The organism is Synergistaceae bacterium (genome assembly GCA_021372895.1).
Classification (GTDB): Bacteria; Synergistota; Synergistia; order Synergistales; family Synergistaceae; genus JAJFTP01.
Window position 1 is genome coordinate 63,524 of record JAJFTP010000027.1, and the last position, 12,722, is coordinate 76,245.

14 protein-coding genes and 5 tRNA genes are annotated in these 12,722 nt (G+C 46.6%); 1 reads left to right on the forward strand and 18 read right to left on the reverse strand.

Features of this window, described 5'->3' with window-relative positions; genetic code table 11:
- Nucleotides 1-168: 168 nt before the first annotated feature.
- The 17 genes from LLF78_02810 to LLF78_02890 all read right to left on the reverse strand — a co-directional run bounded on the left by LLF78_02810 (nucleotide 169) and on the right by LLF78_02890 (nucleotide 11,212).
- Entirely contained in the window at nucleotides 169-738 is a 570-nt protein-coding gene (locus LLF78_02810; GenBank protein MCE5201432.1) for a 2-oxoacid:acceptor oxidoreductase family protein, read from the reverse strand.
- A gap of 13 nt (nucleotides 739-751) precedes the next feature.
- Nucleotides 752-1,582, reverse strand: coding sequence for a thiamine pyrophosphate-dependent enzyme (locus LLF78_02815; protein ID MCE5201433.1), 831 nt, complete (start codon nucleotides 1,580-1,582; stop codon nucleotides 752-754).
- Between the two features lie 2 nt (nucleotides 1,583-1,584).
- Nucleotides 1,585-2,715 (reverse strand): 2-oxoacid:acceptor oxidoreductase subunit alpha, encoded by a 1,131-nt coding sequence (locus tag LLF78_02820; protein MCE5201434.1) that lies wholly within the window; start codon nucleotides 2,713-2,715, stop codon nucleotides 1,585-1,587.
- A 2-nt stretch (nucleotides 2,716-2,717) separates the two neighbouring features.
- Nucleotides 2,718-2,918, reverse strand: a complete 201-nt coding sequence (locus LLF78_02825; protein MCE5201435.1) for a 4Fe-4S dicluster domain-containing protein — start codon at nucleotides 2,916-2,918, stop codon at nucleotides 2,718-2,720.
- A gap of 155 nt (nucleotides 2,919-3,073) precedes the next feature.
- The gene (tsaB, locus tag LLF78_02830; protein ID MCE5201436.1) at nucleotides 3,074-3,739 is read right to left on the reverse strand and encodes a tRNA (adenosine(37)-N6)-threonylcarbamoyltransferase complex dimerization subunit type 1 TsaB; all 666 of its coding nucleotides are present in this window, start codon (nucleotides 3,737-3,739) and stop codon (nucleotides 3,074-3,076) included.
- Nucleotides 3,739-4,257, reverse strand: a complete 519-nt coding sequence (gene tsaE / locus LLF78_02835; protein ID MCE5201437.1) for a tRNA (adenosine(37)-N6)-threonylcarbamoyltransferase complex ATPase subunit type 1 TsaE — start codon at nucleotides 4,255-4,257, stop codon at nucleotides 3,739-3,741. Before tsaE ends, tsaB begins: the two co-directional genes overlap by 1 nt.
- Nucleotides 4,232-5,761 (reverse strand): NAD(P)H-hydrate dehydratase, encoded by a 1,530-nt coding sequence (locus LLF78_02840; protein ID MCE5201438.1) that lies wholly within the window; start codon nucleotides 5,759-5,761, stop codon nucleotides 4,232-4,234. Before LLF78_02840 ends, tsaE begins: the two co-directional genes overlap by 26 nt.
- Nucleotides 5,758-6,129 (reverse strand): holo-ACP synthase, encoded by a 372-nt coding sequence (acpS, locus tag LLF78_02845; protein MCE5201439.1) that lies wholly within the window; start codon nucleotides 6,127-6,129, stop codon nucleotides 5,758-5,760. The genes LLF78_02840 and acpS overlap by 4 nt, the downstream gene beginning before the upstream one ends.
- Nucleotides 6,130-6,193: 64 nt before the next feature.
- Nucleotides 6,194-6,277, reverse strand: a tRNA-Leu gene (locus LLF78_02850).
- Nucleotides 6,278-6,438: 161 nt separating this feature from the next.
- Entirely contained in the window at nucleotides 6,439-6,561 is a 123-nt protein-coding gene (locus tag LLF78_02855; GenBank protein ID MCE5201440.1) for a hypothetical protein, read from the reverse strand.
- Nucleotides 6,562-6,564: 3 nt separating this feature from the next.
- Nucleotides 6,565-8,709 carry a cadmium-translocating P-type ATPase gene (cadA, locus tag LLF78_02860; GenBank protein ID MCE5201441.1) on the reverse strand — a complete coding sequence of 715 codons (2,145 nt, stop codon included), beginning with the start codon at nucleotides 8,707-8,709 and terminating at the stop codon, nucleotides 6,565-6,567.
- A gap of 735 nt (nucleotides 8,710-9,444) precedes the next feature.
- A tRNA-Lys gene (locus tag LLF78_02865) sits at nucleotides 9,445-9,520 on the reverse strand.
- Nucleotides 9,521-9,549: 29 nt separating this feature from the next.
- Nucleotides 9,550-9,625 (reverse strand) — tRNA-Lys (locus LLF78_02870).
- Nucleotides 9,626-9,666: 41 nt separating this feature from the next.
- Nucleotides 9,667-9,743: transfer RNA gene (locus LLF78_02875), tRNA-His, on the reverse strand.
- 34 nt (nucleotides 9,744-9,777) lie between these two features.
- Nucleotides 9,778-9,854, reverse strand: a tRNA-Arg gene (locus tag LLF78_02880).
- A gap of 371 nt (nucleotides 9,855-10,225) precedes the next feature.
- Entirely contained in the window at nucleotides 10,226-10,462 is a 237-nt protein-coding gene (locus tag LLF78_02885) for a hypothetical protein (protein ID MCE5201442.1), read from the reverse strand.
- A 117-nt stretch (nucleotides 10,463-10,579) separates the two neighbouring features.
- On the reverse strand, nucleotides 10,580-11,212 hold the full coding sequence (locus LLF78_02890; GenBank protein MCE5201443.1) for a GGDEF domain-containing protein: 633 nt from the start codon (nucleotides 11,210-11,212) through the stop codon (nucleotides 10,580-10,582).
- A 67-nt stretch (nucleotides 11,213-11,279) separates the two neighbouring features.
- Here LLF78_02890 and LLF78_02895 point away from each other — a divergent pair, with 67 nt between their 5' ends.
- Nucleotides 11,280-11,633 (forward strand): transposase, encoded by a 354-nt coding sequence (locus LLF78_02895; protein ID MCE5201444.1) that lies wholly within the window; start codon nucleotides 11,280-11,282, stop codon nucleotides 11,631-11,633.
- A 144-nt stretch (nucleotides 11,634-11,777) separates the two neighbouring features.
- Here the strand turns inward: LLF78_02895 and LLF78_02900 are convergent.
- A partial coding sequence (locus LLF78_02900) for an IS3 family transposase (protein ID MCE5201445.1) occupies nucleotides 11,778-12,722 on the reverse strand: 945 nt, incomplete at its 5' end.

Consider the following 12,722-nt stretch of genomic DNA (forward strand, 5'->3'; position numbering starts at 1 on the left):
AACTTTGGCAAAACGCAAACTATCGGATATTCTGCGGCTAAAGGATATTGGAGATCAGGGCAAACAATATGCTTGGATGCGAGAAAAGAAAAGGTTTTTTAGATAAATTAGTACAGGACAAGGGCGAGGAAAAATCTCCCCGCCCTTGTAAATCAACTGTGTGTTTTTTTACTTTTTAGCAGCCATAGCCTCGCACATCATTTGGTAACCGGCTTCGAAAGCCTTCTCGTTAAGTTCCTCTGTCCCCTTTGGAACTCTGTCAAGGATTGCTTTTTTAATGGCTTCTGGTTTTACCAGCCCCTTTTCTTCAAGTACCTTTGCCGCAGTGCCGAGCGCTACCATGTTAACGACGATCTCACGGCCAAGCTTTTCACGTGCAGTCCTTACTATCGGCAGCATGTAAATATCAGCGTCAAGCTTAGGGGGAGTCGTCACAAAGAAATCATCCAAGATGACAGTCGCGCCCTTCGCCGTATCGTGGCTGTATGTGTCGCAGGCTTTCTGTGTAAGAATGACCTGAAGGTCGGGATGAGCAGCTTTTGGGTAATCTATCTCATCGCGGTCATATACAACTTCTGATTTGGAAGCACCGCCGCGGGCTTCAGGCCCATATGCCTGGCTCTGTACTGAATTAAGGCCCTCTGTGTTGAGTGCAGCGGCCTCACCCAGGATCACTGCGGCAAGGATTACTCCCTGTCCGCCGGATCCAGCTACGCGAATTTCATAACGATCGCTCATGATCCGTTACCCCCTATACCCTTGCCTGAGCGCGCTTTATAATTTCATCATAGCGCTCAGTGTATTCGCGGGCGTCTTCCACATTGACGAATTCCCCGATTATAATCTTGCCCTTAAGCTCTTCAGGACTCATGGAATCAGCTTTTGCCTTCATGACTGAATTATCCTTCAGGTAATTGAAGTTATCCATAGGACGGCTGCGCTTGTTCTTACGTCCAAACTGCGTGTGGCAGTAGGTGACGATTTCGACCATAGCGAACCCTTTCTTTTGGTGTTCTATTGCCTTCTTGAGTATCTGCTCGCACATTGCCGGCTGGGCTACCGTTACACGTGCGACGTAAGTTGCTCCGGCACCTTCCGCCAGCTTGCAGATATCAAATGTAGGGTCTATCGAACCGTAAGGGGCTGTCGCAGCAAATGCGCCCTCAGGTGTCGTCGGTGACGCCTGTCCGCCTGTCATGCCATAGATATTGTTGTTCATGACTATGGCAGTGATCCCAATGTTGCGGCGGCATGCGTGTATAAAGTGATTACCGCCTATTGCAGTACTGTCGCCGTCTCCCATTACATTGACAATCGTAAGATCAGGATTTGCAAGTTTTACGCCGGTTGCAAAAGCGAGAGAGCGGCCGTGTGCTGTGTGCAGCGTACATGCGTCAATATAACCAGGCATACGGCTTGAACAGCCTATGCCTGAGGAGATGCAGATTTTTTCTTTGGGAATCTCAAGATCAGCAAGTGCGCGAAGTATTGCATGCATGATTATCCCATGTCCGCAGCCCGGGCACCATATATGAGGCATAAACTTTGTGCGTAAAAGTTTTTTTACATCTTCGCGGGGCATGGTTACGCCACCTCCTTGATGAAGGACATGATCTCTGCCGGTTTGTAAAGCTCGCCATTGATAAGATTTCTGGCATGGACTTCACATCTGCCTTTAACGGTTCTCTCTACTTCGAGGACCATTTGTCCTGCGTTAAGTTCAGGAACTATAATATGTTTCACTCTCTTGGAAAGTTCAGCTATTTCCTTGTCCGGGAACGGCCAGAGCGTGATAGGACGGAAATGCCCGACTTTAACGCCTTCCAGCCGGAGTTCACGGATCGCGCGAAGTGCCGAGCGCGAAACACTGCCATAAGAGACGACTGCTACTTCGGCGTCCTCCATGTTATCTTCTGTATATTCAACTATCTCGTCGCGGCATCTGTCGACTTTACGTATGATGCGCGTTGCTTTCTTCTCAATATCTGGTGCGTCGTTTGTCGGGAAGCCCCAGTCATTGCTGGTAAGTCCAGTTACATGCCAGCGGTAACCGTCACCGAATGCCGCCATGGGGGGAATATCATCTTCGTCTGCGAGGTACGGTATGAATTCATCAGGGCAGACTGTCGGCTTCTTGCGGTTTACAATTGGGAACGAGCCCTCTTCGGGGATGACAATTTTTTCACGCATATGTCCGATAATCTCGTCCGCCATTATAAGTACGGGCTGACGGAAGCGTTCTGCGTTGTTGAATGCCTTGATCGCTATAGTGTAGCACTCCTGGATCGAGCTGGGAGCGTATGCGATGGTCGCGTGGTCACCGTGGGTCCCCCATTTGGCCTGCATCACGTCTGCCTGAGAGACCTTCGTGGGAAGTCCGGTAGAAGGGCCGCCGCGCTGTACATCTGCAACTACTATAGGTATTTCGGCCATATATGCATAGCCGAGAAGTTCCTGCTTAAGTGATATTCCGGGTCCTGAGCTGCCGGTCATTGCTTTCATTCCTGCTATAGAGGCTCCGATAGCGGCCGCTATCCCGCCGATTTCATCTTCCATCTGAATGAATTTCCCACCTAGCTTCGGCAGTTCTTCAGACATCGTTTCCATGATCTCTGTCGAAGGTGTGATAGGATATCCGCCGAAGAACCTGCATCCTGCGGCGATAGCGCCCATAGCTAAGGCTTTGTTACCCTGCCAGAATTCAACATGGGCCATTGTTAGTCACGCTCCTTAATTGTTATTGCCATATCCGGACATATGTTATCACACTGGTGACAACCAATACAATCGTCAGGACGGGCTGCTGTGCTCTTAACCTTATCGCTTAGTTCAAGAACCTTCTTCGGGCAAATAGCGATACAGAGGCCACATCCCTTGCACCATTTCTCAAAAATATCGATGTTGAACATCTTCGCCAAAAGACCCACCTTCCTTCCCATACATCTAATCAATTTTGTCTGTCAACCATTTAAGTATGCGATTGGCACAACTTTATTTATTATGACAAATTTTTCACATTTATTCAAGCAAAAGATTAAATTCGTTATATTCTGATAATAATGCCTAACTGAAATCAATTGAAAAACGTGGGACCGATGTCCGGTTCCCGCAGGTATTCACCTCGAAGCTTCTCCGGTGCCACAGAGTATCGGCGATATCTTTCACCCATCAGCGGCACCTGTCCTCCAAGGCCTGAAGGACGGGGAATATTTTTATTGGGCAGAGATATAAGTTCCTGATAAAGCTCTCTGTCGGACCCGACAACCAGCCCGTCAGGATAATTGGTGACCAGAGATGCGCATTCTGCGGCTGTACAAAAGCGAGGTGGAATTTCTGTGGTGAGATCCTTCCCGTCAGAAAGGTAAATCGCACAATATACGCTGTTCTTTCTCGCCTTGAGGACAGGAATAAGAGGGACTCCCTTATAGCGCAGGTCATAGACAAACAACTCCATAGTAGAGACAGGGACTACGTTTATGGAGAGAGATTCTGCCAATGCCGCAGCATAGGCTACTCCTGTGCGTATGCCTGTATAATAGCCCGGCCCATTTGCCGCCGCTATCAGGTCTATGTCAGAGAGAGTCATGCATGTTTCGCAAAGAAGTCCGGCGACCATGATCGGAAGCCTTGCGGACTGTGCCCGTCCAAGCTCAAGGTTCATTTCGCCCAGAACTATCCCATCCTGCGATATCCCGATGTCAGTCCATTTTGTAGTACAGTCTATTCCAAGTACAGCCATCACATTCCACCGCCGCATGAAGGTATTTGTGAGATCGCGCCGCAGAGTTTTCCAAAAGCTTTATTTCCGAAAGGTCTGATAGTTATCTCCCTTATATTTTCTCCTTCATCGTTTTCAGCGGGTTTTATGGTTATATCCCATCTGTCTTTGGAAGGAGGCGAGCCCCAGTGTTCGGCCCATTCGACAACAAGAAGGCATCCCCTGTCTATATAGCTCTCAAGGTCAAGCAAATCTGTTTCGGCATATGTCTCTAGCCTGTAAAGATCCGCATGGACAAGAGAGAGATCCCCCTCGTGTTCGGATATGATGATAAAAGTAGGACTCTTGATATTATCATAACCCAGGGCGGATCCTATACCGCTCGTCAGTAGAGTCTTTCCCATGCCAAGGGCTCCGTAAAGCAGTACCGTAAGACCGGCATAGCCTGAACCGCCCAGGAGTGTGCCCAATGATCTTGTCTCTTCGGGAGAAGATGTAGTCACAACTGTCACGTTATTTAAAAGCATACGGCAGTGCATCTGCTATCTCCCTTGCAATTGTGCCGCGTGTTCCCATCGATTCCTCTATATTTTTGCCGGCCACTGCGTGAAGCAGTGCGCCCGCCGTTGCCGCGTCAAAAGGAGAAAGCCCGTAAGCAAGAAACGCTGATATGGAACCACTCAACACATCTCCTGATCCAGGAACAGAAAGTGCCGGAGAACCTTCCATTATCATACGTGTTTCATACGGGGTCGCAATAAGTGTGTTCATGCCCTTCAATACGGCAATGCCGGCTGTTTTTGTCAGGGCTTTTACAGCCGTCTGCCTGTCCGCTTCGACATCGCCTGGGGTCATATTTAGTATTGCGGCCGCCTCTCCGCTGTGCGGGGTAATGACGACATTGTCCCTGTGCGGAAGTTCTTCCTGCATTTCCGCAAAAAAGTGAAGAGCATCCGCATCAATAAGAAGCGGAGCCTTCCAGTGACTCCAGAACCAGCGCAAGATGGTTTTCTGTGTGCTGTCTCTGCCGGCTCCGGGGCCCAATACGGCTGCCCTGCACTTTCCCATCCACGGCGAGACGGCATCTTCCACGAACTCCGGGGATACATTGTCATTTAAAGTATTAAGCGGGACAAATATTGCCTCAGGCAGTATAACAGAGGCGCTGTCGACCATGAAATCAGGTATTGCAAGCACTGCCAGGCCCGCACCGGAACGCAGCGCCCCCATAGCCGCAAGCAGAGGGGCACCACGGTAGTTGCTGCTGCCGCCGAATATCAAGGCCCCTCCCCTGCTACCTTTGTGTACATCTCTGGCGAGAGGCGGTATAAGAGTCTTGATGTCCTCTCTTTCAAAACAGGATATCCCAAAGGCGTCCTTCAGGACATCCTCCGGTTCAACTCCTATCCCTGCTGTAACAATACGTCCGCACATCCCGCGTGCCGGGTATATACTCATACCGATCTTTGGCGCAAGGAAGGTAACAGTTAGATCGGCACTGACGCATGGGGTATATACGGCACCGTTTTTAGGGTCGATCCCGCTTGGAATATCGAATGCAGCAACTCCGCCTTCTTTCCTGCACAGGGATATCAGCCTTGCTGCTTCGCCGCGGGGAGTCCCTGATGACCCGGTCCCAAGCAGCGCATCCACGACACAGTCAGAAGATTCGACAAGGAGTATGATGTCGGTGTCAGACATCTGTTTTGAGCACATTACAGCACAGTAAGGCGTGTTTATCTTCTTCAGTGCGTTAAGGTTATGCAGTGCATCTCCCTTGTATTTATCATATTCTGCTGATGTGATGACATAAACTTGCCTGCCTGCCGCAAGCAGACAGCGTGCAGCGACAAATCCGTCGCCCCCGTTATTTCCCGGACCTGCAAAGACAACAAATTTACCTGCTTTAGAAAATGAGCGCATAAGGACCTCGGCAGCATTCCTGCCGGCATTTTCCATAAGTGTCAGTGAAGATACTCCCAGTTTCTCAACAGCTTTGATATCCGCCATTCTGATATCTGCAGGGTCGTAATAAATTTTCACTGTTCCCCCTCCAGCACGACCATCGCAGCCGCAATGTTGCCCTCATGAGAAATACTTAAAAACACATTGTCTATCTTTTCGGCTTTCAGCCTCGCCGAAAATTCTTCTGTAAATATGAATTCCGGTCCGAACTCTGTGCGCCTGATGCTGCATGACTCCAACCCCATCTTCGCAATGCCCCATCTTCCGGCCTTTGCAAGGGCCTCTCGTGCAGCAAACGCACCGGCATAATGAGCTGCGGGGACAGCTTTTCTCTCTGCATAGTCGATCTCTTCTTCTGAAAAGATGCGCTTCAGAAAACCGCTCCGTCCGACAGCTTTTTTCATGCGTTCTATGTCGCAAAGGTCAACGCCGATGCCCCGTATCATGGCAAGCACACCTCTTCTGCTGGAAAATTCATTAACCATGGATAGAATAACACAGAATAAAAAGTGGTGCGAGAGAGGGGACTCGAACCCCTACGTCGTAGACACGGGATCCTAAGTCCCGCGCGTCTGCCAATTCCGCCACTCTCGCAATCAATGAAAAAGAGAACAGGCTAGATTTTACCCTGCTTTTATCTATAGTGCAACTCGGTTTTTAACTTTCTGAATAACGCTGCTTCAAAGCCCTGAAAAACATTGTTTCCAAATGATTTACAGGGCTTTGAAGTTTTAATTGTTCTTTGCTTATAACAATTATTTCTTTGGTTCCAGTGTCATATGACACTTAGGACAATTACCGGGATGATCCTGCTGTACTTCCGGGTGCATCGGACAGGTATAAATGACTTCTTTTCCATTACTGTTTTCGTTTTCCATAATTTAGCCCCTTTCATTTTTTGATTCAAACTCTACATATCTTAACCTCAGTGCATTGCTTATAACTGATACCGAACTAAGGCTCATTGCCACACCAGCAAAGATGGGGCTAAGCAATAAGCCAAAGTAGGGGTAAAGGACCCCTGCTGCAATTGGAATTCCCAAAGCGTTATAGATAAATGCAAAGACAAGATTCTGGCGGATGTTTTTCATGGTTGCATGGCTAAGGCGTATGGCCCGGGCAATGCCTCTAAGGTCACCATTGATCAGTGTTACACCTGCACTCTGCATTGCAATATCGGTACCGGTGCCCATTGCGATGCCAACTTCTGCGGCACTGAGTGCCGGGGCGTCGTTTATACCGTCACCTGCCATTGCTACATGTTTTCCAAGCCCGCCAAGCTTTTTTATATACTCCACTTTTCCAGCCGGTTGAATTTCCGATTCCACCGCGTCAATGTTAAGTGTCTTGGCAACTACAGCGGCTGTACGATGGTTGTCACCTGTGAGCATCACAACAGTTATCCCAAGATCATGAAGATCTTTTATTGCCGCAGCCGTTGTATTTTTTATGGGATCAGCAACAGCAAGTACTCCTGCCGATTTACCATCAACGGTGACATATATAACAGTTTTTCCCTCATCCTGTAGTTTATGCGCCAACGGTTCTACAGTTTTCAGGTCTGTGTTTTTTTCATTATGCAGAAAAATCGGCGTACCAACCATCACCGTACGGTTATCAACAGTACCTGCCACTCCGCCGCCTGTCTCCGAGTGAAAGTCGGTCACGGGCGTTATCTTTATACCTTTATTTTTTGCTCCTTGTACGACAGCTGCAGCAAGCGGGTGTTCGCTGGCCTGCTCTAATGAAGCCGTCAACATTAAAAGATCCTGTTCTTCAAAGCCATTAACAGGGAATACATCGGTGAGTTCAGGCCTTCCGTCTGTCAAAGTTCCCGTCTTGTCTACTAAAATAGTATCGACTTTATCTAACAACTCCAGCGCCTCTGCATTTTTCACAAGCACTCCTGCCTGTGCCCCGCGTCCAATGCCCACCATAATTGAAATAGGGGTAGCCAGGCCAAGGGCACAGGGACAAGCTATAATCAGTACCGCGACCGCGTTGACTATAGCATGTGAAAGCTTAGGCTCAGGGCCTATCATCATCCAGATCCCGAATGTAAAAATAGAAACAGCCACGACAAGTGGGACAAAAACACTCGAAACTTTGTCTGCGAGTCCCTGGATAGGTGCTCTGCTCCTCTGTGCTTCAGCCACCATATTGACGATCTGAGCAAGCAGCGTGTTGCTTCCTATACGCTCAGCGTTCATTATAAAACTGCCCTGTCCATTGACTGTTCCGCCAGTTACTTTATCCCCGACGTTTTTTTCCACCGGAAGCGGTTCACCTGTGATCATAGACTCCTCCACGTTGGAATGTCCGTCAATTACAGTTCCATCGACAGGCACCTTATCACCCGGAACAACCCGAAGATGAGAACCGACTTTAACCTGTTCAAGAGGAATCTCAATATCTCCTTCTGCTGTTACTTCCCGTGCAATACGAGGAGCAAGATCCAGCAGTGCTTTAATGGCGCTGCCAGTTCTGCTGCGAGCACGAAGCTCCAGTACCTGGCCCAGAAGGACCAGTACAATGATAACTGCGGCAGCTTCAAAGTAGATATCGACCATTCCATTGTGTTGCATTGTTTGTGGAAACAATTTTGGAGCGAGCATTGCCAATATACTGAATGAGAAAGCGGCACTTACTCCTATCATAATAAGAGTGAACATATTTAAATTCCATGTAACAACTGACTGCCAGCCACGTATGAAAAACGGTTTCCCTGACCATAAAACAACAGGAGTAGCAAGCACAAACTGAATCCAACGTGAGGCATGGCCATTAATCCAGTCCTGATTACCAACACCGGGAAATAAATGCGCCATGGCAAGAAAAAATACCGGTAACGCCAGAGCTGTCCCGATCCAGAACCGGAGCGTCATATCCTTAAGCTCGGCAGTCTCAGCATCGTCAATACCGGCTGTTGGAGTTCTCAGTTCCAGAGTCATGCCGCATTTGGGACAATATCCCGGGTGATCCGACAGCACTTCTGGGTGCATTGGACAAGTGTATGTGTTATCCATAAAAAGCCTCCTTTTGGGCAATCTATTGTTGAATATTTATTTCCAGCGCATGTTAAGCTTCTGCTTTAATATTTCGCTTCAGCTTAATAAAGTATGTACAGATGCTTTTAATTAACCTGCATTTGTATCGGAAGAATATAGTGCCTTGTAGCTACTTGCTATTATATCCCCGTTTTGTTGTGTTTAACGGATCGCATTCATAAGCAGATTGTAAATAGCCTGGCTGATATGCCTTCAATCCAGGATCAAGGCTGGGACTGGCAGCAGTTTTGCATGAATGGAAATATTCCGTTCCAACGTGAGTGGTTACAGCGTGCCGATTGCTCAATGTATAAGCTGGTTCAAGTCAGATGAACCTGATCCGCATCTCTGGCTGTGAGCATAAATATAGTAGTTTCACTGTTTTTTTATAATTTGACGGCAGGCATCAAGAACACTCATACGTGGCAGCATTAGTTCAGTTACAAGAATATCCGGCTTTATGCCGTGATACAACTGGAAGACGGAATTTCTGTCAAGTGCTGTTAATACGGGAAAATTTTTCTTTTCAAACTTTAATTTACAGTTCAGCTTAATAGTTTGAAGAAGTTACGAAGGAAATATAAGGAAATATGAAGAAGCTATGTGATTTAATATTTCAGTCAATCTTATAAAGATATATGCGAGATGATATTCTTCATTTAGAAAGGGATTTTATAAGCTGCGCTTATAATGCGGTCTATGTTGATAAAAGAATGGTGGATCGTACAGGAATCGAACCTGTAACCCCCTGATTAAGAGTCAGGTGCTCTGCCAGTTGAGCTAACGATCCAGTATATAGCAACATAGCGACACAAAAAATGGTGGATCGTACAGGAATCGAACCTGTAACCCCCTGATTAAGAGTCAGGTGCTCTGCCAGTTGAGCTAACGATCCATCTGAAAAAACATATCCTCAGATTATCACAAAAATAAAAGTGGGGTGAGCGACGGGAATTGAACCCGCAACCACCGGAGCCACAGTCCGGTACTCTAACCAATTGAGCTACGCTCACCATATACCTGCAAATTCACACTCATCTGAATGAGTGGCGCGCCTGAAGGGACTCGAACCCCCGGCCCACTGCTTAGAAGGCAGTTGCTCTATCCGGCTGAGCTACAGGCGCACGCCCTACTGCCTCTGCCGAAGCACGAGAGACATTATAACTAATACACCGGTGCTGTCAAGTCATTTGAGCTCTGTAAAATGGTGTTTTATCACTCCGCAGACGGGAAAATTCGGAGCAAATGACTCTTGAGCAATTTTTCTCAATTCTAGTACTTTTTGCGCGCAAATCGAATACGCTGCCTGGAACGGTGCATATAGACCGCTGAGATGGTGCATGGACTTCCTTTAGCATCACAAGATGCAAATGCATTACAGGAGGTCGTATCATGACCAATCACGAAGAGATCATCAGGCTCTGCAGACAATAATATCCCGGACCCTTGGATGATATCCAGGTCCGGGATATTTGACGCTTACGATGTATCGTGGTTATTCTTTTTCTTTTTCTTTCTCTTTCTTTAGCTCTCGGATTTCTTCTTTAAGTTCCTGTATTTCTTTTAATACTTCATCTTTCTTCTCGTAATAGGTAAATTGATGGTCGTCATGTGATCTATTATTGCGATTGAAGAAGTAAATTACAATCACAACTAATATAAGGAAAAACAGGGGCATCATAAACATTCCGTATGGCATATGGTATCCGTTTCCAGCTGCTCCCCACCACATCAATATCACTCCTTTGCACTAAGGTAACTCTGAGGTGTATATGATGAATATATCATGCATAGGAAACATCTATATGGAGAAACACTTAAAAACCGCCCCGCTAAGGACGGTATATCCTTATTCTTGGCAGACAACTAGAGCGTTTTTGTTTATTTTTGCTTTGTATAAGCATTTATCAGCCAATTCGCTCTTTTCAGCAGCGGATATCTCATCATATACAGCCCCAATGCTGACAGATACCTTAAGTTCAGGATGTTTAGCTAAAACAATTGTAGAAACACCCTGCCGGATGTTTTCCAGTCTGTTTTCAAGGGCTTCTTTGGAAATATTCTGAAAGGTCAGCAAAAACTCATCCCCGCCCATTCTTACCACAGTATCGACAGGCCTGATAAAAGAAGAGATAGTTTTTACAATTTCCTTCAAAACTTCATCGCCTACGGCGTGCCCAAAAGTATCATTAATTTCCTTGAAATTATCTACATCCATCATTGCAACCGCACTTACACGAAGTGATTTTTTTAATTGTTCATCATAGTAATATCTGTTATACGCACCGGTTAAGCTGTCAATATATAATTTTCTGTTGTACTCTTCAATGGTTTTGATAAACTCATTTTTTCCGTATGCGCCAAAAAGAGTTTCATCGTTCAATTCAGTTACCATTTCAAGCATATATTCCTTGTTGTCAACTTTAATATATAATGAAATGACAAAATATATATTATTATCCACAAATTCAAACTTTGTCATTTTATAATGCTCCCAAGAAATGAGACATGAAAAATATGGTTGAACCGAATATAATAATGAGATGATGATGAAGAAGAAGAAAAATACCTACAATCCAGAATTCAAATCGAAGGTCGTACTGGAACTGCTAAGCGGACAGCACACGCTCAATGAACTTGCCGAGAAGTATCAAATATCGCCGGCGACCCTAAGTGGCTGGCATAAACAATTCCAGGAGCATGCAGCTGAAGTTTTCCAGCGCGGTGAAACAGACAGTTCCAGGGAAATAGAGGCTAAAGAACGCGAAATCACAGTTCTGCAGCAGAAGGTTGGCCAGCTCACGATCGAGTGTGACTGGCTCAAAAAAAAATATAACGAAATCTTTGGTACCGAAGGAGCGACTAAAACTAGTTTCTACAGAAAACAAAAAGCTGACGGTTAAGAGACAGTGCGAACTGATCGAGGTGAATCGCAGCAGCGTTTACCGCAATCAAAGCCGGGAACTATCCGATCCGACACACGGAGAGTTAAAGTGCCCCCCAATGTCAAGACACAGAATTTAAGATGATCCGAATAACTCCTTTCATTAGGCTGCTTGGGTCTTTTGTTGCCGGGCAAAAGCATCGGGAGTAAGTCCCCCCAGCGATGCATGGGGGCGGATCGTGTTGTAGTCATAAATGTATTTGTTGACCGCTGCGATCATCTCCTTTGGCGTGATGTACTCGTTGATGTAGATATCCTCGTATTTCAAGCTGCGGAAAAAACGTTCTGTGCGAACATTGTCCAACGCCTGGCCTTTGCCATCCATTGATATCATGACTCCGTTGCTCTCCATCAGATCCAGGTAGGCCTGGTTGGTGAAGTGGCTGCCCTGGTCGGAGTTGATGATCTCCGGTTTACGGTGGCAGAGAGCACGACGGAGACAGCGTAATACAAATTCCTTTTCCAATGTGTAACTGATCTCATAGTCCACGATCCCGCGAGTATGCCAGTCGATGATGATAAACAAGTACATAAAACCTTTCTTAAACGGCAGATAGGTGATATCCACACCCCAGACCTGATTCTCATGATCGATCATCAGATTGCGTAACAGATATGGCCGTACATATTGTGCGTGATACTTTTTGCTCAGGTTAGGCCCCGGATATAACGCGATAATATCCATCAGCCGCATCAGGCGGCGTACGCGTTTCCTGTTGACTTTGCAGCCGTAATGATTTCGCAGATAGTCTGTCATTTTGCGATATCCCCAGGCCGGCTTCGCCATATGTGTCTTATCAATGATTTTCATGATGTCCAGGTTTTCCGCAGACTCTCCGTGTGTCGGATCGGATAGATCCCGGCTTTGATTGCGGTAAACGCTGCTGCGATTCACCTCGACCAGTTCACACTGTCTCTTAACCGTCAGCTTTTTGTTTTCTGTAGAAACTAGTTTTAGTCGCTCCTTCGGTACCAAAGATTTCGTTATATTTTTTTTTGAGCCAGTCACACTCGATCGTGAGCTGGCCAACCTTCTGCTGCAGAACTG